The organism is Campylobacter hominis ATCC BAA-381 (genome assembly GCF_000017585.1).
Taxonomy (GTDB): domain Bacteria; phylum Campylobacterota; class Campylobacteria; order Campylobacterales; family Campylobacteraceae; genus Campylobacter_B; species Campylobacter_B hominis.
The window spans coordinates 1558287-1577675 of record NC_009714.1 but is presented as its reverse complement, the minus strand read 5'-3'; the positions used below and the strand labels follow the sequence as shown (position 1 = coordinate 1577675).

At 31.9% G+C, this 19389-nt stretch carries 19 protein-coding genes and 4 tRNA genes; 6 read left to right on the top strand and 17 right to left on the bottom strand.

The window, feature by feature from the left end; translation table 11 throughout:
- Positions 1-228 precede the first annotated feature (228 nt).
- The 3 genes from CHAB381_RS07745 to CHAB381_RS07730 form a co-directional block, all read right to left on the bottom strand.
- Positions 229-1275, bottom strand: a complete 1047-nt coding sequence (locus CHAB381_RS07745) for a type II asparaginase (protein WP_012109482.1) — start codon at positions 1273-1275, stop codon at positions 229-231.
- Positions 1276-1678: 403 nt separating this feature from the next.
- Entirely contained in the window at positions 1679-2602 is a 924-nt protein-coding gene (locus tag CHAB381_RS07735) for a DMT family transporter (protein ID WP_012109481.1), read from the bottom strand.
- Complete coding sequence (locus tag CHAB381_RS07730) at positions 2599-3243, bottom strand: hypothetical protein (RefSeq protein WP_012109480.1); 645 nt, start codon at positions 3241-3243, stop codon at positions 2599-2601. Before CHAB381_RS07730 ends, CHAB381_RS07735 begins: the two co-directional genes overlap by 4 nt.
- 70 nt (positions 3244-3313) lie before the next feature.
- Here CHAB381_RS07730 and CHAB381_RS07725 point away from each other — a divergent pair, with 70 nt between their 5' ends.
- A complete protein-coding gene (locus CHAB381_RS07725) occupies positions 3314-3862 on the top strand; it encodes a manganese efflux pump MntP (protein ID WP_012109479.1) in 549 nt (182 codons plus the stop codon).
- A 323-nt stretch (positions 3863-4185) separates the two neighbouring features.
- On the opposite strand, the gene CHAB381_RS07720 is transcribed toward CHAB381_RS07725, so the two are convergent.
- The 12 genes from CHAB381_RS07720 to gatC all read right to left on the bottom strand — a co-directional run bounded on the left by CHAB381_RS07720 (position 4186) and on the right by gatC (position 12523).
- Positions 4186-4273, bottom strand: a tRNA-Ser gene (locus tag CHAB381_RS07720).
- A 24-nt stretch (positions 4274-4297) separates the two neighbouring features.
- Positions 4298-4371 (bottom strand) — tRNA-Cys (locus CHAB381_RS07715).
- A 1-nt stretch (position 4372) separates the two neighbouring features.
- Positions 4373-4462: transfer RNA gene (locus CHAB381_RS07710), tRNA-Leu, on the bottom strand.
- A gap of 20 nt (positions 4463-4482) precedes the next feature.
- Positions 4483-4557: transfer RNA gene (locus CHAB381_RS07705), tRNA-Gly, on the bottom strand.
- Positions 4558-5435: 878 nt separating this feature from the next.
- A complete protein-coding gene (locus CHAB381_RS07700; RefSeq protein WP_012109478.1) occupies positions 5436-6224 on the bottom strand; it encodes a shikimate dehydrogenase in 789 nt (262 codons plus the stop codon).
- Positions 6224-7165 (bottom strand): SPOR domain-containing protein, encoded by a 942-nt coding sequence (locus tag CHAB381_RS07695; protein ID WP_012109477.1) that lies wholly within the window; start codon positions 7163-7165, stop codon positions 6224-6226. Before CHAB381_RS07695 ends, CHAB381_RS07700 begins: the two co-directional genes overlap by 1 nt.
- An 85-nt stretch (positions 7166-7250) precedes the next feature.
- Positions 7251-8498 carry a serine hydroxymethyltransferase gene (locus CHAB381_RS07690; RefSeq protein ID WP_012109476.1) on the bottom strand — a complete coding sequence of 416 codons (1248 nt, stop codon included), beginning with the start codon at positions 8496-8498 and terminating at the stop codon, positions 7251-7253.
- Positions 8499-8500: 2 nt separating this feature from the next.
- Positions 8501-10000: a lysine--tRNA ligase gene (lysS, locus tag CHAB381_RS07685; protein WP_012109475.1), complete on the bottom strand. Its 1500-nt coding sequence runs from the start codon at positions 9998-10000 to the stop codon at positions 8501-8503.
- Positions 10000-10467, bottom strand: a complete 468-nt coding sequence (locus CHAB381_RS07680; RefSeq protein ID WP_012109474.1) for a Fur family transcriptional regulator — start codon at positions 10465-10467, stop codon at positions 10000-10002. Before CHAB381_RS07680 ends, lysS begins: the two co-directional genes overlap by 1 nt.
- A 9-nt stretch (positions 10468-10476) precedes the next feature.
- Positions 10477-11133 (bottom strand): CvpA family protein, encoded by a 657-nt coding sequence (locus CHAB381_RS07675; protein WP_012109473.1) that lies wholly within the window; start codon positions 11131-11133, stop codon positions 10477-10479.
- Entirely contained in the window at positions 11133-12218 is a 1086-nt protein-coding gene (locus CHAB381_RS07670; protein ID WP_012109472.1) for a type IV pilus twitching motility protein PilT, read from the bottom strand. The genes CHAB381_RS07675 and CHAB381_RS07670 overlap by 1 nt, the downstream gene beginning before the upstream one ends.
- An 11-nt stretch (positions 12219-12229) precedes the next feature.
- Positions 12230-12523: an Asp-tRNA(Asn)/Glu-tRNA(Gln) amidotransferase subunit GatC gene (gene gatC, locus CHAB381_RS07665; protein WP_012109471.1), complete on the bottom strand. Its 294-nt coding sequence runs from the start codon at positions 12521-12523 to the stop codon at positions 12230-12232.
- A 114-nt stretch (positions 12524-12637) separates the two neighbouring features.
- On the opposite strand from gatC, the gene CHAB381_RS07660 reads away from it, so the two are divergent.
- Genes CHAB381_RS07660 through hisG form a run of 5 tightly spaced genes read left to right on the top strand, consistent with a single transcriptional unit; the run spans position 12638 to position 15757 of the window.
- Positions 12638-13207 (top strand): YfgM family protein, encoded by a 570-nt coding sequence (locus CHAB381_RS07660; protein ID WP_041570537.1) that lies wholly within the window; start codon positions 12638-12640, stop codon positions 13205-13207.
- Positions 13204-14220, top strand: coding sequence for a hypothetical protein (locus CHAB381_RS07655; protein WP_012109468.1), 1017 nt, complete (start codon positions 13204-13206; stop codon positions 14218-14220). The genes CHAB381_RS07660 and CHAB381_RS07655 overlap by 4 nt, the downstream gene beginning before the upstream one ends.
- On the top strand, positions 14210-14542 hold the full coding sequence (locus CHAB381_RS07650; RefSeq protein WP_012109467.1) for a hypothetical protein: 333 nt from the start codon (positions 14210-14212) through the stop codon (positions 14540-14542). Before CHAB381_RS07655 ends, CHAB381_RS07650 begins: the two co-directional genes overlap by 11 nt.
- Complete coding sequence (locus tag CHAB381_RS07645) at positions 14529-15149, top strand: type III pantothenate kinase (protein ID WP_012109466.1); 621 nt, start codon at positions 14529-14531, stop codon at positions 15147-15149. The genes CHAB381_RS07650 and CHAB381_RS07645 overlap by 14 nt, the downstream gene beginning before the upstream one ends.
- On the top strand, positions 15149-15757 hold the full coding sequence (gene hisG / locus CHAB381_RS07640; RefSeq protein ID WP_012109465.1) for an ATP phosphoribosyltransferase: 609 nt from the start codon (positions 15149-15151) through the stop codon (positions 15755-15757). Before CHAB381_RS07645 ends, hisG begins: the two co-directional genes overlap by 1 nt.
- 599 nt (positions 15758-16356) lie before the next feature.
- Here hisG and pyk read toward each other — a convergent pair.
- A complete protein-coding gene (pyk, locus tag CHAB381_RS07635; protein WP_012109463.1) occupies positions 16357-17811 on the bottom strand; it encodes a pyruvate kinase in 1455 nt (484 codons plus the stop codon).
- Positions 17812-17915: 104 nt separating this feature from the next.
- Entirely contained in the window at positions 17916-19262 is a 1347-nt protein-coding gene (locus tag CHAB381_RS07630) for an FAD-dependent oxidoreductase (RefSeq protein WP_012109462.1), read from the bottom strand.
- Between the last annotated feature and the right edge of the window lie 127 nt (positions 19263-19389).

The following is a 19389-nucleotide window of genomic DNA, read 5'->3' as shown; positions in this document are numbered from 1 at the left end:
TTAGGTTAATTTTATGTCGCTTTTCAGTTAAAAATTTATTATAAATTATTTAAATATTTGTAAAATTTTATTTAAAGATATTTTTGCTGCTATTTGTATCTTAGCAAAAAAGCTTAAATTTTAAAATGCAAACTAAAATAATTGAATTTTTAAAGTATCTATAAAAATGGAGTTTTGAAGATTAAATTTTTATTTTTATGGTAGAGAAAAATCTCTACCATAAATTTTTTAGTACTCTTTGTACAACTTTTGAATTTTATCTTTGTCGTTAGTTTTTGTTAGTGCTACCATTAGCAAAACTCTTGCTTTTGCAGCATTTAAGTTATCGCCTGTAACAAATCCGAGTTTAGCATCATCAACTTCAGCGCCAACGCTTGTTGAACCGCTTCCTGTTCTACTTGTTCTAACTACTACAACACCGGCTTTTGCAGCTTCTGCCAAAGCTTCTTCTACACTAGGATATGGATTTCCGTTTCCAACGCCTGCCAAAACTATACCTTTAGCGCCTTTTTCAACAGCTGTTTTAACAAAATCAGGAGTGTCTTCAGAGTGACCGAAAATAATATCAACTCTTGGAAGTGCTGAAATATTATTTATGCTGAATTCGCTGTTTTTTGTATGTTTTCTTGTAGAATTCATATAATAATTAACGATTCCGTAATTTACAGTACCGATTTTACCTGTATTTGGTGATTTAAATGTATTAACTGCTGTTGTGATTGTTTTAGTTACTTCTCTTGCTGCGTGAATTTCATCATTCATAACAACCAATACGCCTTTTCCAACGCTTGCTTTATCCATCGCTACATTTACGGCATTGTATATGTTTAGAGGACCGTCAGCACTCATTGAAGTGCTTGCTCTCATTGCTCCAACCAAAACGATAGGTTTGTCGCTTTTTACAACTAAATTTAGAAAGTAAGCTGTTTCTTCCATTGTATCTGTTCCGTGAGTTACAACGATACCTGCTACATCTTTTTGTTTTAAAAGCTCATTTGCTCTTTTTGCAAGTGTTAACCAAGTTTCGTTATTCATAGCTTGTGAACCGATATTTGCTATTTGTTCGCCTTTAATATTTGCGATTTCGTTGATTTGTGGAACAGCACTTATTAGAGCATCCACATTTACAGCGCCTGATTTGTAACTTCCTGTTAGAGCGTTATCCGCGCTTCCTGCGATTGTTCCGCCTGTAGCTAAAATATATACTGTAGGTTTTGCCATAAGAACAGATGCTCCTAAAAACATCATTAAAATTAACCCTTTAAAAAATTTCATTTTTTCTCCATTTGAATAAAAATTTATAAATATTCTAAAGTAAAAGCATTTTAGATTTTATAAAATAATTAAAAATTATAAAATTCCAAACGGGTTTTTACTCACCTCAATCTTATTTACAATCCGAATAGCAGCCGTTTTTTATTTTTACGACGCCGCTAAAACCAAATTTTCATGCCGATAAAATTGTGAAGTTTGCTGCAATTTGATTGAATAACAACCGAATTGCTTTATATATACATTTTCACCTCCATAATTATGTGTATTGTAAAATTTTTTGTCACTGGAAATTATAGCATTTTTATAAAATTTAATAAAGCTTAAAAAATAAAAGTAACATTTAAAGTTAATTTTTATTGAATTAGTATTCAAATTTACGTTATATCGCGCCATAAAGCAAATTTTAAAATTTGCTTTTATTGGCTTTTTTGATGAGAACATTATATAAATTTTCCGCCACTTCGCTAATTAAAATTCCAATTATTATTAAAACGGCACCGAAAATTTGCAAAGAATTAAGATGTTCTCCAAAAAAGTAGCCGATAATTCCGGCGCTTACAGGTTCTAATGTAAAAATTACTGCGGTTTTAGCTGCGCTTGTGTATTTTTGCGCCCAAGTTTGCACAAAAAATGCGAATACAGTCGCAAAAATCGTAGTCGTAATCACTGCAAATATAAAATAAAAATTCGTGCTGAATTGCAATCCGCCAAAAATTACGCTCGCATCGGCAAAAATTTCATCATTTACAAAAATAGCTAAAATAAGGCTCAAAATAGAAACTGTGATGAATTGAAAAATTACAAGCGCAAAAATATTTGTGCGTTTTGCAAAGTATCCTGTAAAAGCTATTTGCAATGCATAAGCTGCAGCGCAAATCACACTTAGAATTTCACCTGCGCCTATTTCAACGCTTGCTCCGCTTATAAAATAAAGTCCAATCAAAGCGATAAATGCTCCCAAAAAAGCAAAAATACTAAGTTTATCTTTAAAAAAAACTACAAGTAAAAACGGTACGATGACTACATTTATTCCTGTTATAAAAGCTACTGTTGATGAGAAAGAAAATTTCAGCGCAAAAGTTTGAAATGCAAAACCGCAAAACAAAAATAAGCCTAAAACTAATCCGCCAAATACGCTGCTTTTTTCAAATTTTAAGCCAAAACTGAAGGAAATCAAAAACATTAAAATGCTTGCCAACAAAAAACGCCAAAATAAAAAACTGTAAACGTCGATTACGCCTGTGGCATTTTGCACAGGTATAAAAGTTGCGCCCCAGCTTACAGCGACAAAAATCAGTGCTATATCGCTAATGAGTTTTTTTTTCATTTTAAAAGTTTTTTCAGTGCTTCAAATGTTGCATTTGAATTTTGTCTGAATTTTATTTCTTCGTTTGCGGCTTTTACAAAAAATTCGCTCAGAAATTCATTCGTAAATTTTGAATTAAAGTCGCTTGTAAGAGAGTTACCGGTTAGATTTTTGTAATTTCGCTTGAAATTTTCGTTTAATGAAAGATCTGCTATCAAAGGAAAAATAATCTCTCTAATTGCGTTAAAATCATATTTTTTTATAAAATCACTAAGCAAAATTTTACCGTCCATAATTTCATTAAGTTCATTTTCGCTTAGATTATTTATTTCATTTTTCAGTAAAATTTTAAGAGGATCAGCCGCGTATTTTAATTGTTCGCCAAACATGATTCTTATTTTATTCAGATAATTTTTTTTGTTTTCGTCGGTAGCGAGGTTTTCCAGAAATTTTGGTAAATCAAGCCCTAAATTGCTACTTTTAGTGTCAAATTTTTTAATTTCATCAGCACTTAAATCTATAATTTCATTTAGTGAGTTTTTGAAATTTTTAACATCTTTTAAATTCATAAAAGTAGCTAATTCAAGTCCTTTTTCGGCAATATTTTCAAAATTTGCAAACAAAAAAACAGGAAAAAACAGTATAAAAATTCGTCTTAACATTCAAAATCCCTTCGCAAAATTTTAATTTTATCAAAAACTTTTTTAATGTATAATCAAACGAAGGATTTTTATGGAAATTTTACTTTTAGCGGTGGCACTTAGCATGGATTGCGTTGCCTTGAGCATGTCAAATGGTGCCAAATGTGCGAATTATGGAATTTTCCGCATTACAAAAGTTTCTTTTGTCTACGGATTTTTTCAAGGTGCAATGCCGATAATCGGCTTTTTTCTAGGTGCTTTATTTGTAGGATTTATTGAACAAATTGATCATTTTGTAGCTTTTGCAATTTTAGGTTTTTTGGGTGTAAAGATGATATTTGACAGTCGCGAAAATAGCGATGAAATCACGGCAAACTTAGGATTGAAAGAGCTTATTTCGGGTGCCGTAGCCACAAGTATAGACGCACTTGCAGTCGGTGTGACATTTAGTTTTACAAGTCTAAATATTTGGTTTAGTTGCGCTATAATTGCTTTTGTTTGTTTTATTTTATCATTTGCCGCGACTTTTATCGGAAAAAAATTGGGTGAAATTTTTAAGGATAAGGCTCTTATTTTGGGCGGTTTGATTTTAATTTTTATAGGATTTAAAATTTTGATTACTCACCTTGGAATTTTATAATTAAAAATTTTGCTTTACTGTTTTAAATTTTATCACAGCAGAGAAGATTTGAAAAGTAATTTGAGCTTTTAATTTTAATAAAAAAATGCAATAGATTGAAATTTTAATAATTAAATAGCGCTAAAAAAATATATAAATTTTAAATACAAAAGAGTTGAAAATTTGCGAAAATACCTGTATGCTGTATTTTATGAACTGTTTAACCGATTAAAAAAAACTATAATTCATAAATCATATAAAATATTTTTGCAGTTTAAAATAAAAATTCAAATAGAAAGTTTTTATAAAAAAAGTAAGTCTATAAAATATTTTTAATTTTAAAGTGGCCGGTAGATAGGGATTCGAACCCCAGGAGGCTTGCACCTCAACGGTTTTCAAGACCGCCGCTTTCGACCGCTCAGCCATCTACCGACAAAAAGAAGTTAAAATTTTTTCTGGAGGCGACACCCAGATTCGAACTGGGGATCAAAGCTTTGCAGGCTCATGCCTTACCGCTTGGCTATGTCGCCGTGGTGCCCGGGGCCGGACTTGAACCGGCACGGAAGAAAAAAATCCGAGGGATTTTAAGTCCCTTGCGTCTACCAATTCCGCCACCTGGGCACTTTAAAATTTTAAATAAATGGAGCGGGAAACGAGAGTCGAACTCGCGACATCGACCATGGCAAGGTCGCGCTCTACCACTGAGCTATTCCCGCATAATGGAAACTGAAATTATATCGAAATAAAGCTTAAAATAAATTTTATTTTGCTTAAAAATGTAAATTTTATAGTAAGCTGTTATATGTTTTACGGAATAAATAAATTTTTTATTTTAAAAAATACAGTAATATTTAATTTTCGCATATTTTTATAAGAATAAAATTCCGCGATTATCTAATAAATTTATAAATTATGATAAATCGAAACATTGTAGCGCCATAAAAATATAAATAAAACAATAAATATGATGTTTTTTTGAATAAATTTTGTATAAAATGAGAAAATATTAAAAAAAGATGATTGATTCTTTATTGATATTTAAAAAGAGATTTTCTAATTTTAATGAGAATTTTTATGCTTAACTAATTAAAAATTTTTATACTATTTCTTAAAACTTTTTAACGCAGTCAATTAGTTTAAAATTTTTACATCGTGTAATAATATAATTAAATTGTCGCTTACGATACGCCGCGCAAATTTAATCTTTCTTGGCATCTCATAAACTAATAAATAAAAGAGCGTTTTTTTTGAATTATCGGCTTTATAATATCGACATTGTTTGATAAATATTATGTCTTTAAAAACTTGGCAGTTTAGATAATCTCACAAAAGGATTTAAAAATTTCAGGCATTTTGGACCGGATTATCAACTTTTTCTTCACTTGCAAGTATCTTTAAGATATGAAATGGAAAAGTCATTAGGAGGATAGATAAAGTTTTAATAAATTTTAATTTTTTTGATATTCATAGCTTTGTAGAGTTTTATAGACTATTTGTATTTAAAATTTAATGAAATTTTTGCTTTGATTATTAAGATTTTTTATTTTAGTTGATTATAGAAACTTTTAATTTAATTGAAATTTTAAATGATGAATTATTTTAATTTCAAAGCTTCGTTCATAAATTTTAAAATTCTTGTTTCGTTCAGTGTATTGTCATAAAATAAATTTAACGCTAAAACTGCTTGAAATACGAGCATTTGAGCGCCGTCTGAAGTTTTTAAGCCATATTTTTCCGCTAAATTTAAAAACGGTGTAACCTTTCCGTAAATTACATCAAAAGCCAATTTCGCTCTATTTAAAATTTCATCTAAAATTTCTTTTGGAGCAGGTAAATTTTCATCTTTTAAACCCGCGGAAGTTGAGTTTATAATCAAATCGTAATCTTTTGTATCAAAATTTTCGTAAGTGTAAAAATTTTCGCATTCAAAATTTTCGTTACTTTTATCTGATCGATTTAAAATATCGAATTTAACGCCATTTTCATGCAATATATATGAAATTGCGCGAGTTGTTCCTCCAGCTCCTAAAATAACTGCATTTTTGAAATTTCCGATTTTACTTACAGCGCGCCAAAATCCGAACGCGTCCGTATTGTATCCGTAAAATTTTTCATTTTTATATACAAGTGTATTAACTGAGCCTATTTTATCGGCAGCTTTACTTTTGAAATCGGATATTCTAAAAGCGTCTATTTTAAATGGAAGTGTGATATTTGCGGCATTTAGTTTAAGTTTTAAAAAATTATCACGCAAATCTTTGCCGTCATTTAGTAAAACTCTACCGTAAAATGCGTCTAAACTCAAGCCTAAAATAGCGTTATTATGCAGTCTTGGCGAAATCGAATGTGAAATCGGATTTCCGAAGACTGCAAATTTTTTCACTATTTTGCTCTATAAACAAACGCTTCCGGATTTATTTCAGAGCGAATTTGTTTAATCTTGCTTTCTATATTTGCATTATCATAAGGACCGACTAAAATTTTAGTCATTTTTTTGCCGTTTACAACGGTGTCCTGAAATTTATAAGAATAGCCTTTTTCTTTTAGTTTTTTTGTTACGATATTTTCTTTTTTGTCTGATGAAAATGCCAAAACTTGTATATAAGTATTTCCTGTTGTCGCAACAGCCGCCGCTTTCGGTTTTGCATTTTTTATGTCGCTTACTTTTATTTGTTTATTTTTTGAATTATTACTGAAAACTGATTTTTCATTTTTTTTGCTTTCAACATTTTGTTTAGTTGCGGTTTGTTGCGCCTTTACAGGTTCAGATTTTTTTATATTTGTATTTTGCGTTTTTTCTATTTTTTTAGGCTTTTGCGGTACTGTTATTTCTTTTTTAATTTGTGTCGTTTCTAATATTTTTTTAGGCTCTTCGATTTTTACCGGTTGTTCCACTTTTTTAGGTGGCTCCGGAGCTATTGCTATAGGTTTGATTTCAACTACTTTTGCATTACTATTATCAGATTTGATTTCTATTTGAGTAGGTTCTTTTGTTGTTTGTGAGCTCGGCTCTATTTGTTGTATTTCAGCCGGTTTCGTCTGTATTTTTATTTGTTGATCTACTGTCGGCGTATTAGCGGTATTTTGTGCCATTTCATTGTTTTTTGTATTCGGTGTTAAAATTTCTTGTTCGTTTGGCATTGTAATGCTGTCATTTGTGTCAATATTGCCGCGATTTATAAATTTCATAATAATAAGAACTATCAAAAAAATTATTACTAAAACAGATATTCCCATAAGAATTTTTTTGATATTTACACTTTTTTCTTGTGCTGCCTTGTCTTTATCAAGTAAAATATCGGCCATTGTAAAATCGTTTTCCATTAAAAACTCCTAAAAATTTCAATATTTTTTAAAATTTCCATAAAAATCTTAAAAAATATTTTAGGGCAAAATTATGCCCTAAAATTTAAAACATAGCTTTATCATAAATAATAAATTTACTTGCAAGTTCTTTAACTTCGGCTTTTATTTTACTTTGAAGTGAAGTATTGTTTATATCATTAAGCACATCGGCAATTTTATTTGCAATCCATTCAAATTCTTTTTCTTTCATACCGCGTGATGTAAGAGCTGCGCTTCCTACTCTAATGCCGCTTGTTACAAAGGGGCTTCTTGTTTCTCCAGGAACCGTATTTTTATTTACGGTAATTCCTGCATTTTCAAGCGCGTTGCTTGCGTCTTTTCCGCTGTAATCTTTTTTCAAAAAGCTAACTAAAATTAAGTGATTATCCGTTCCGCCGCTTACCAAATCAAAGCCGCGTTTCATTAGCGTATCACCTAAAATTTTGCAATTTGCTTTTACCTGTTTTGCATAAGTTTTCCATTCAGGACTTAAATTATGTTTAAAACCGACCGCCTTTCCTGCGATAACATGGACAAGCGGGCCGCCTTGCATTCCTGGGAAAATGCTTGAGTTGATTTTTTTGGCAAATTCTTCTTCATTTGTCATAATAATTCCGCCTCTAGGACCTCTTAAAGTTTTATGTGTTGTAGAGCTTACTACGTGGCAATATGGAAACGGATTTGTATGCTCTCCGGCAACTACAAGACCTGCTATATGAGCTACGTCTGCAAATAAAAATGCTCCGACGCTATCTGCGATTTCTCTGAATTTTGCAAAATCAATCTCTCTTGGATATGCGCTTGCGCCGCAAACGATTAGTTTCGGTTTTACGATTTTAGCAATATCAGCAACTCTGTTATAATCTATTCTTCCGTCCATTTCCACGCCGTAAAAAAAGCTGCTATAAAATTTACCACTTGCATTTACTTTTGCGCCATGAGTCAAGTGTCCGCCGTTACTTAAATCCATACCTAAAATTTTATCGCCCGGTTTTATAAAAGCTCCGTAAACACCTTGATTAGCTTGGCTTCCGCTATTTGGTTGGACATTTGCGAAATTGCAGCCGAAAAGTTTTTTGCAACGATCAATTGCTGTTTGCTCTATTTCATCTACAAATTCGCAACCACCGTAATATCTTTTACCTGGATATCCTTCAGCATATTTGTTTGTAAGTATAGAACCCATTACTTCCATAACTTCAGGATATGTGAAATTTTCACTTGCAATCATTTCCAAATAATCACATTGTCTTTGTAACTCTTTGTTTGTTAAATCAAAAATTTCTTTATCAAAATTTTCCAAATTCGACATTTTTACTCCTTGTCATCTAAATTTTTTATCGGTTTCATAGCCGGAAATAAAATTACATCACGAATTGACGCTTTGTTAAGTAAAATCATCACGAGTCTATCCACGCCAAGCCCCCAGCCAACCGTAGGCGGCATAGCATAAGACAACGCTCTTACATAATCTTCATCCATTTCGTGCGCTTCATCATCTCCTGCTTTTTTCGCTTCAATTTGCGCTTTAAATCTTTCATATTGATCAAGCGGATCATTCAGTTCGTTAAATGCGTTTGCAAGCTCTTTTCCTGCAATATAAAGTTCAAATCTCTCTGCAATTTCAGGATCTTTGTCGCTTCTTCTTGAAAGAGGCGAAATAGAAACCGGAAAATCCGTTATAAATGTAGGATTTATAAGTTTGCTTTCTACGTAATTATCAAAAAGTTCAGCTTGCAAATGTCCTAAATCAAGTTTTTCATTTGCTTCAAAACCGTCCGATTTAAGTTTTTTCAAAATTTCGTCTTTATCTTTTATAATTTCGGGCGAAATTTCGCCTATTAGTACCAAAGCGTCCAAATATTTAATTCTTTGAAATTTTTTAGAAAAATCAATTTTTAAATTGCCGTAATCTAAAATTTCACCTAAATTTAAAGTTTTCAGCAATTCGTTAAAAAGTTCTTCCGTTAAATCCATCGCTTCAAAATAGTTATGCCATGCCCAGTAAAACTCGATGCTTGTAAATTCAGGATTATGAGTTAAGTCCATTCCCTCGTTTCTAAAACATCTATTCATTTCGAAAACGGAATTCATTCCGCCTACTACAAGTCTTTTTAAATAAAGCTCAGGTGCTATTTTCAGATACCTGTCAATATCAAGCGCATTGTGATGAGTTATGAAAGGTTTTGCATTCGCGCCGCCTGCAATCTGATGCATCATCGGAGTTTCGACTTCCAAAAAACCTCGATCTTCAAAAAATCTACGAATTGTCCTGACAATCAACGAACGTTTTTCAAAATCAACTCTAACGCTTGGATCCATTATCATATCAAGGTATCTTTGGCGATATCTTAACTCTTTATCCGCAAGACCGTGAAATTTTTCAGGTAAAATTGAAATTGCTTTGCTTGCAAGGATAAGGTCGCTTACATGTATTGAAAATTCGCCGGTTCCTGTTAAAAACGCATAACCTTTTACTAAAATTATATCGCCTACTTCAATATTTTTCTTAAATTTTAAATAATTTTCTTCGCCTATACTGTCTTTTGAATAATAAATTTGAACATTTCCGCTTTCATCTTCTATATTTGCAAAAGTCGATCTTCCGGCTACTCGTTTTAATTTAATACGACCTGATATGACGATTTCTTCGTCAGCTTTTTTTGTTTCGTTTTCTGCTATGTATGCGAATTTCTCACGAAATTCTTTTATATTCATATCCTTTTTTAAAAAATGCGGATACGGATTTACACCTAAATTTCTTAATTCGTCTGCTTTTTGTATTCTTTGAATTTCAAGTTGGTTTTCAAACACTATTTATTTCCTTTTTTACTGCATTTTTCACAAATTCCATAAAGTTGCATAAGATGACTCGTTAAAGTAAAGCCATTTTTTTGTGCAATTTCAAGTTGTTTGTTTTCTATTTCCTGGTCCGTAAATTCTACAATTTTGCCGCAACTTTTACAAATAATATGATCGTGATGAGGTTTGTTTGCAAGTTCAAATTTTTTACCTTGTGCGCCAAATGATATGGAAGTAACCATTCTTGCATTTTCCAAAAGATTCAGTGTGCGGTAAATTGTCGCTATACCTATATTTAAATCCGGATATTTTTCTTTTATGTGTATACTCAAACTTTCCGGAGTAAAGTGATAGCTGCTGTTGTAAAGCGTTTTTAATAAAATTTCACGTTGTTTTGTATATTTTAAGCCGTTATCTTTGATGATTTTTTTGAATTCTTCAAGTAATTTATCAAATTCTAAATTTTCAATTTTTTTCATTTGCAATCCTTATAAAGTAGAATTTTTATCAAAATTTTCCCGGTTTAAAATTTCGCTTTTATTTGTATCGTTTTCGAAAAATGTCTCATTAAAATCATCGCTTAAAGTGTTGTTTATATCTCTTTTTATTTCTGTTATGGCATTTTTTACATTTTCGTTATTTTTTATTTGCATTATAAACTCGCCGGCTTTTACTAAATATGGATATGTAACGCTGTTTTCAAAAAACGGTTTTGTTTGAGTGTTTAAAAATGCTGCACTTTTTATAAGCACAGCTACTATTGCAAAAATTAGAAAAATTTTAGCGGCGCTGAATATAAATCCGCCAACCTTATCAATGATTCCAAGACCTGTAAATTTTATAAGTTTTGCTAAAATTTCGCCTACTATAAGGCAAACTATCCATGTCGCAAACAAAACTCCTAAAAATCCTGCCAAAATCTCCGTGCCATCTCCGCCTATAGCATTTGCACCGTGCAAGTTATATATATTAGCACTTATCCAAGCACCTGCCTCAGCTCTATAGTTTACCGCTAAAATAAATCCGCCGATAAGTCCTAAAATTCCAAAAATTTCTCTTATTATGCCGTTTACAAAGCCGCGAAGTCCAAAAAGCACGATTAAAACAATCGTAATTAAGTCAAACCAATTTATGTTTTCCAGCATTATTCACCTATAATTCCGATAAGTTCTTGCAAATTTGTAGAATAACGAAGCGCATTTTCTTTTGTGATTAAATTCGAACGAAGCGCTTTTACCATTGCCTGAGTTTGTGTTACCATACCTGTATTTTGTTGATTTAACTGCATTTGAGAATAGATTTGATGCACTTTATTTTCACGTATAAGGTTTGCAATCGCATTATTATTGATTAAAATTTCATGTATTGCAACACGACCTTTTCCAATTCTTGGAAGCAAAGATTGAGAAATAATGGAAGTCAATGAAACTGATAACATATTTCTTACTTGAAGTTGTTCACCGCCATCAAAACTATCAATAATTCTGTTTAGAGATTGAATTGCCGAGTTTGTGTGAAGTGTTCCAAAAACCAAGTGGCCTGTTTCAGCTGCAGTTATCGCAATAGAAATTGTTTCGCGGTCACGAAGCTCGCCTACTAGAATTATATCCGGGTCTTCACGTAGTGAAAATTTTAAAGCTCTTGCGTAAGATTGTGTATCTGTACCTATATTTCTATGCGAAAAAAGCGAACGTTTATTTGTATGCACGAACTCAACCGGATCTTCAACCGTGATAATGTGCTTTCGCTCAGTTTCATTTATCTCATTTAGCATTGCTGCCAAAGTTGTTGATTTACCGCTACCTGTAGGACCTGTAACTAATATCATACCTTTTTCGTGTTTTACGATTTCTTTAAAAATGGATGGCGCTTTTAATTCGTCAAGGCTTGGAATGTCTATTGGAATTATACGAAATGCAGCTGCTAAATCGCCGTTCATCGTATAATAGTAATTTCCACGAAAACGACCTATATTTGGAAGCTCTATCGCAAAGTCAAGCTCTTTATTTTCTTCCAATTCACTTTTTTGCGCATCAGTAATTAAAGCGTAGCAAATATATTCTATATCGCTACCGGTTAAAACATCCATAGCTAATGGGCGTAGCTTGCCATCTATTCTTACTTGCGGTGCCGAGCGCGAAACAAGGTGCAAGTCAGATGCTTTATTAAAAACGACTGTTTTTAAAAGAGTTTCAATATCCGCTAAATGTTTGCGATTTTCTTCTACCATGGATTTTCTCCTTAATCTATGATTTTTGGTACGACAAAATATGAGCCGTCAATATCGGGTGCATTTTTTAATATTATATTCATTATCTCATCATTATTATTATCCGGCTTATCTTCACGAAACGGTGTGCCGCCTTTCAACGTAGTAATAGCCGCATTTGTTTTATCTAAATCAAGTTCGTTTAAAACTTCTACAAAATTTACAATTTCATTAAGTTGTGCTTTAATTTCATCTCTTTTTTCGTCCGGAACTTTGAATGCTGTGAGTTTTTCTAATTTTGCCAAAAGATTTTCATCTATTATCATTTTTTTCCTTTGTTGATAAAAAGTTAGATATTATAGCATATTTAACTTTAACATTAGCCGTATTTTAAATATTTTATGATAAAATTATGCGAAAATTTTAGAAAAGGAAATATTTTGGCTTTAAAAGACGATATAGAAGGCATTAAAGAGCAAATCGGCACTGAAGAACAGTTTTTGCAAAGTATGATAAAAAGTGAACTTTTTATAAAAAAATATAAAAAACCGCTTTTAGCTTGCGTTATTTTAGCGGTTTTGGGCTTTGCTTCGTATTACGGTAATGAATTTTATAAAGAGTATAAGATAAACAAAGCAAATGTTATTTTTAGTGAGCTTGTTAAAAATCCGAATGATGAAAAAATTTTAAATGAGCTTAAAAATGAAGATTTCAATCTTTACGCTATTTATAAACTTGAAAATTTAAAAAATTCTCAAAATGTAGATATGAGTGAAATTGTAAATGATAAAAAACTTGATCCTATGCTAAAAAATATTATAAATTTGCAACTCGGAAAAAGTGGCGGCGAGCTTTTAAGTGATTATGAAACATTGCTCAAAGGTTTTAAACTTTTAAAAGAAGGAAAACTGAAAGATGCAAAAAACGAATTTGATAAAATTCCTTTTAATTCACCGCTAAATCAAATTGCTCAAAATTTAAAACATTATAATATAACGGATAAAAAATGAGAAAAAATATTTTAATTTTACTTGCGCTTTGTCTTGCTTTTGCAGGTTGTACTACAAAAAGGTTATACTTTGAGCCCGGAGACGAAAATATCACAAAGAAGATATCTTACAGCGGCTCTTTGCCCGATGATATAATTTTTGCAAATAAGCAGGTAGCTACATTGGATAATGGAAATGTGATTTCAAAAAGCGGCTTGAATAAAAATTTAAAGCTTAATAAAGGCGAAATTTTGCTTAATGAAGCTGAGAACAAATTTATAGTCAGCGATGTGGCTGGAGCTATCAAAGTTTTAGATGAAAACGGCGGCATAATTTTAGATCAGAATTTAAGCGCGCAAGCGATTGCTGCAAATATAAACGGCAATAATTTGGCGGTTTTAAGTGCTGATAATCACGCTTATATAATTAAAATAAACTCAGGCGCAGTGGTGCTTGATAGAGCATTTTCTCAAAATTTTGCGCTTGATGTAAGAGCCGCAGCGCCTGTATTTTTGGATTATCTTGTAGTTTTTGGTACACTTGACGGTAAAATCGCAATTGCCGATTTAAATATAAACAGAATTACGCAAGAATATGTAATCAGCGCTCAACCTTTTTTCAATAACGTAATTGAGCTTGGCGTACACGGTCAAAATCTTTACGGCGCGACTGCGACTAAGATTGTAAAACTTGCTCCTGCAGGAGTTCAGACATATGCGGCCGATATAAAAGATGTAATTTTCGATAAAGACAAAATTTATCTGTTTTTAAAAGACGGCGTTGTGCAAATTTTGGATTTTAATTTTCAAAAAATAAACGAGACAAAGTTGACTTTTGCGATATTTTTGGCTCCTACGATTTCAGATTCTAACATTTATATAGTGGAAAAAACCGGCTTTTTAATTCGTATGAATTTGAATTTAAATAATGTTAAAATTTTTGAACTGCCTGATGAAATAGACGATAAAATTTTTAGTGATAAAGATAATTTATATACAGGTAATAAATTTTTGAAATTTGGCGATGAACGATAAAATAAACGAACTTTTAGTTAAGCATAAAATTTTACTTAAAAATTTCAGAACAATTGAAACCGGAAATTTTACAAAAAAACGAAGTTTAAGTATTTTTTTTGGAGTTGATTTAAGTCAATTTCGGACTTTATTGTATTTAAGAGACGCTAAAAGCAGATTTGTAAGCAAAGATGCCATTTCTTTAATTGAAATTGATAAAAAAGTGCAAAGCAGTGAAAATAAAATAATAAAAAAGAAAATTTTATTTTTAAACTCGGCGCTTTGTTCAAAAGCTGCTAAAATTTTAAATGAAAACGGATTTATGATTTATGATTTTGTGTGATATAGGAAATTCCACGGCTAAATTTTACAATAACGGTATTTCAAAAGTTATGTCAATCAAAGAATTTCAAAAATTTGAGCCGAAAGATACTGTTTATTTTATAAATGTAAATCCGAATTTTAAAAGAAAATTAAAAGGCACACTGTTTTTTGATTTGGCACCGTATTTTGAGATAAATACGCTTTATTCAAAAGAGCTCGGAGTTGATAGAATTGCGGCAAGTTGCGCTATAAATGATGGAATAGTTATTGACGCCGGAAGCGCTATTACAGTCGATATGGTAAATAAAAACATACATATGGGCGGATTTATTTTGCCAGGTATTACTAAGTATGTGGAGGCTTACAAAAGTATTTCAAGCGTGCTTGATGTCGGGTTAAACTCGCAAGTTAATTTAGACAAAATTCCTTTAAATACTCGTGATGCGATAACTTATGGCGTAGTAAATTCCGTTGTTTTATTGGTGGAAAATATTGCCAAAAACCGCAAAATTTATATTACAGGCGGAGACGGCCAGTTTTTGTCACAGTTTTTTAAAAATGCCGTTTATGATAAAAATTTGGTTTTCAGATCAATGTTAAATGTTATAAAAAGTAAGGGACTCTAATGATTACAATAGCACTTCCAAAAGGGCGAATAGCCGATGATACACTTGCAATTTTCCGCAAAATTTTTGATATGAAATTTGAGTTTGAAGATCGCAAACTTATTTTAAGTGAGGGAAATTTTAAATTTTTATATGTTCGCAATCAGGATATTCCGGCTTATGTCACAAATGGTGCGGCTGATATCGGAGTAGTAGGGCTTGATGTGCTTGAAGAACATAGACCGGACGTCTTAAGGCTGCTTGATTTAGGAATTGGAAAATGTAAAATTTGTGTCGGTATAAAAAAAGAAAATGAGCTTGATTATAACGCCGCAAGGCTCAAGGTAGCCACAAAAATGCCAAATATAACAAGAAATTTTTTTGCCGGCAAGGCAACTCCTGTAAAAATAATAAAACTTTACGGTTCGATTGAGCTTGCACCTTTGATAGGTTTGGCGGACGCAATAGTTGATAACGTTGAAACCGGTGCTACTATGAGGCAAAACGGATTAAAAGTTGCCGAAGTCATTATGCAAAGTTCAGCACATTTGATTGCAAATAGAAACAGTTTTATTACAAAAAGAGATGAAATTTTAGATTTACGTGAAAAAATAAATGGCGTAATTTAAAATTTGCTGTAAATTTTTAAACTTTTTTTGCAAATTTAAAAAAGATTTGAATAAAATTTCAACTTAAAATTTTAAAAATCAAATAAAAATATCATATTTGCGAAATTTCGGATTTATAACTTACAAATAAAAAATTCAATTTTGATGAAATGCTAAAGTTGCAGCGCGTTTTTGTCGCTGTCTTACTTGATAAATACGTAATGATATTTAAATTTTGCAAAAATTCAAAATTTATTGAAACCGTAATTCCAAATAAGTTATTGGTACAATTGCAAAGCCGTTTTTGTATAAAAAATAAAGCGGATAGGAGATAAAATTTTTGGATTATAGCAAGCTTCTTGAGTTTCTATTTTATACTTTTATTTTGTGCGGTTTTTGAATTGATGTTATCTTTTTTATAAATAGTAATTTTAGAAATTTTATTTTTTTATCATCATAGTTTTCGAGCTGGATTATCAAAAAGGTAAATTTTTATTCACTATATATTATTTTATAACGTCATATTATCTTTATGCACGGTAAAACAAAATATTATGAAGTAAAAAATAGATTTTTGATTTATAAGGAATTAAAAAATTTAATTCCTTATTTTAGAAAGATTAAATATCTATTGCGGCGTCGCGGTAATAGTCTATTTGAGTCTTTTTGAGTATTCTTATGTAGTTTGTGCTTCCTTCCACACCTGTTGGAAATCCTGCAGTCATCACGTATGTGCCTGAGCTTTCGATAAGTCGCTTGTTGTAAGCTTGATTAATGATTTCGGCAAGCAAGAAATTTACACGCGTTTTTGGAACTACAAGTGCAGGAATTACGCCCCAAGCAAGTGTAAGTGAATGGGCTGTCTGCTCATCGTGAGCGATTGCTATAATATCTATTTTGGTGCGATTTCTTGCAAGTTTTATTGCCGATTTGCCACTTCCTGTTATAGAAAGTATCGCTCCTGCTTGAAGTCGCATAGCAAGCCTTGCGGTTGAACTTGTGATCATATCGGTTTCATCGTAAAAATCATAATCATCAAAGCAATTGTAGTGATAAACTTTTTCTGTTTCGATGATTGTAGAGCTCATAGCTTCCACAACTGCTACAGGATTGTGACCGATTGCACTTTCTTCACTTAGCATAACCGCGTCAGTTCCGTCAAGCACAGCATTTGCTACATCACTGATTTCAGCTCTTGTAGCGCGTTCTCTTTCGGTCATACTAAGCATCATTTGAGTGGCTGTGATAACAGGTTTTGCGTGAGCGTTTGCCAGTTTTATGATTTTCTTTTGAATGCGCGGAATTTCGTAAAACGGCATTTCTATACCAAGATCTCCTCTTGCTACCATTATTCCGTCGCTTACTTGTATAATTTCATCTATATTTTCTACAGCGTCGAATTTTTCTATTTTGGCATAAATTTTAGCTTTTGAACCTAAATTTTTTAAAATTTCGCGCACGCGCAAAATATCATTTGCGGATTGTACAAATGAAATTCCTACGAAATTAACTCCATGTTCTGCACCCCAGCGCAAATCCTGCAAATCTTTTTCTGTTATTATGTCAATATTTATACGAGTATTTGGAAAATTTACACCTTTATTTGATGTTAAAATTCCATCATTTTCAAGTACGGCTTCTACAGCTTCGTTGCTTACATTTGTAACTTTTGCACGTATAAAGCCGTCATACAGATAGATATATTCGCCTTTCTTCATTAGCGGTAAAATTTCCGGTTGATTGATACAAAGTTTGTAGGTTTTTTCATCGATTTTTTCACCGACTATTTCTTCCGGCACGAAAATAAGGCGATCTTCCGCTTTAAGTTTAAATTGTTCTTTCAGCTTTCCAACTCTTATTTTTGGGCCGCTGATATCTTGAAAAATACCGATTCTTCTATCAAGTTTTTTTTCTATTTCATGGATTTTATTTAAATTTTCTTCGTGATATTCATGAGTACCGTGACTGAAATTCATTCTAAATGCGTCTACACCTGCTTTTACCATAGCTTCAATTGTTTCAATTTTATCGCTTGCAGGTCCTAGTGTTGCCAAAATTTTTGTTTTTTTGAACATTTTTTCTCCTTCCTGTAAATTGCGGAGAATTCTATAATGAAAATCTAAATTTTAAAATAATAAAAAAGAGAAATTCCTATGAGATTTCATAGGAATTTTAAGGTTTAATCAACCAATTCGGCTGTAAATTTTTGTTCGTCAAAAGTTTTGTTTAAGAATGCGCATACTTTTTTGACGTCTCGTTCGGCATTTCCAAGGCAGCTCGTAGCTCCTGGACTTGGAGTCATATTAAAAATAATTCCTTTTTCCGTGTCAATTGAAGCTTCACCGAGCATAAGTTTTTTTTCGGTGCGATTCAACACTTGCGGACGTACGCCGCCAAAACCTTTTGCATAGTAAATATCTTCTGTTTTAAGAGACGGTACGATTTTCTTTGCATCCTCTACAAAAAGCTTTTTACCGATTTCAGGAATTTCAAACAGATAATTTCTAAATACATAGTTTCGAATATCACTGTCTTTTATTAAATCCCATAAAATTTGGACTACTTCTTTGCTGAAATTTAGAGTTTGGAAGTATTCTGGCACGCTTTTTAAACCTTTATAACGCTCCAATTTTGGAAGTGCTAAAGCAGTAGGACCGAATCTTGTGCATCCGTCTGCTAAAATATCAGGGTCTCCGTGAAGTGCTGCAAACGGAAGTTTCGGATTTTGAACCATATAAACTTTTCCATTCAGCAAATGTTGTTTTGTCAGATAAAAGCTTCCCGCCATACTTATACATCCCATATTTTTACCGTATCCCATGCGATGAGCTAACCAAAGCGAATGAGCTCCTGCATCAACTACGACAAAATTTGCACTAATTGCCATATTGTTTCTTGTACGTAGGAAAAATTTGTCACCTATATGTGTAATACCCAATACTTCAGTATTTAAAAATATATCACAGGTTTTATTTTCCTGTTTTTTTGCATTTTCAGTTAGTGAAATAGCCATAGCTCCATAATTTATAGTAGTATAAACTTCTTTTTGTACGCCCATTGATATGATATTTTCCGGTCTTTCGTTGCCATTTTCATCAAATACTATTTTCGGCTCGATTTCTTTAAGTTTTTCTTTGTCAAAAAGTTCCAAATACGGATAAAGCTCTTTGAAAATTTCAAATCTTTCTTTTATGATATCTACTTCGCGTTCCCCGACACCCATGGCCATCTTTTGATTTGCAAACATAAATTTATTTTGATAGCCATATTGAAGCCCATATTTTACTACCATATCAGCGGTTCGTTTTACTTTTTTAGCTTTTTCAAAAGTGTAGTTTGTCTCTATATCGCCGCAGTGAATCGTTTGCGAATTTGCCGTGCCTTTTGAGTTTAATGTCGCGATTCCCTCATATTTTTCTACAAGTGCTATATTTTTTATATCCGTGTATCTGGCAAGTTCATATAGTAGCGCAGCACCAGTGATTCCGCCGCCTATAACGACAACTTCATAATGCTTTTCTTCCATAATTTGTCCTCGTTTTTTATAAATTCAATAAAATGTATTTTGCTAAAATTTAGCTTAATATATCGTAAATTTGATAAAAATTTATTAAAGGAAATTAAAATTGTATAAATTTTTGTTTTGGAGGTAA

What these genes read in the sequence shown, in the direction of transcription:
- CHAB381_RS07730 (WP_012109480.1), bottom strand. Translation starts at nt 3,243, where the DNA reads ATGTTAAGACGAATTTTTATACTGTTTTTTCCTGTTTTTTTGTTTGCA.
- CHAB381_RS07725 (WP_012109479.1), top strand. Translation starts at nt 3,314, where the DNA reads ATGGAAATTTTACTTTTAGCGGTGGCACTTAGCATGGATTGCGTTGCC.
- CHAB381_RS07645 (WP_012109466.1), top strand. Translation starts at nt 14,529, where the DNA reads ATGATTTTGTGTGATATAGGAAATTCCACGGCTAAATTTTACAATAAC.
- CHAB381_RS07690 (WP_012109476.1), bottom strand. Translation starts at nt 8,498, where the DNA reads ATGTCGAATTTGGAAAATTTTGATAAAGAAATTTTTGATTTAACAAAC.
- CHAB381_RS07630 (WP_012109462.1), bottom strand. Translation starts at nt 19,262, where the DNA reads ATGGAAGAAAAGCATTATGAAGTTGTCGTTATAGGCGGCGGAATCACT.
- CHAB381_RS07745 (WP_012109482.1), bottom strand. Translation starts at nt 1,275, where the DNA reads ATGAAATTTTTTAAAGGGTTAATTTTAATGATGTTTTTAGGAGCATCT.
- CHAB381_RS07650 (WP_012109467.1), top strand. Translation starts at nt 14,210, where the DNA reads ATGAACGATAAAATAAACGAACTTTTAGTTAAGCATAAAATTTTACTT.
- CHAB381_RS07655 (WP_012109468.1), top strand. Translation starts at nt 13,204, where the DNA reads ATGAGAAAAAATATTTTAATTTTACTTGCGCTTTGTCTTGCTTTTGCA.
- hisG (WP_012109465.1), top strand. Translation starts at nt 15,149, where the DNA reads ATGATTACAATAGCACTTCCAAAAGGGCGAATAGCCGATGATACACTT.
- gatC (WP_012109471.1), bottom strand. Translation starts at nt 12,523, where the DNA reads ATGATAATAGATGAAAATCTTTTGGCAAAATTAGAAAAACTCACAGCA.
- CHAB381_RS07675 (WP_012109473.1), bottom strand. Translation starts at nt 11,133, where the DNA reads ATGCTGGAAAACATAAATTGGTTTGACTTAATTACGATTGTTTTAATC.
- pyk (WP_012109463.1), bottom strand. Translation starts at nt 17,811, where the DNA reads ATGTTCAAAAAAACAAAAATTTTGGCAACACTAGGACCTGCAAGCGAT.
- CHAB381_RS07680 (WP_012109474.1), bottom strand. Translation starts at nt 10,467, where the DNA reads ATGAAAAAAATTGAAAATTTAGAATTTGATAAATTACTTGAAGAATTC.
- CHAB381_RS07735 (WP_012109481.1), bottom strand. Translation starts at nt 2,602, where the DNA reads ATGAAAAAAAAACTCATTAGCGATATAGCACTGATTTTTGTCGCTGTA.
- CHAB381_RS07695 (WP_012109477.1), bottom strand. Translation starts at nt 7,165, where the DNA reads ATGGAAAACGATTTTACAATGGCCGATATTTTACTTGATAAAGACAAG.
- CHAB381_RS07670 (WP_012109472.1), bottom strand. Translation starts at nt 12,218, where the DNA reads ATGGTAGAAGAAAATCGCAAACATTTAGCGGATATTGAAACTCTTTTA.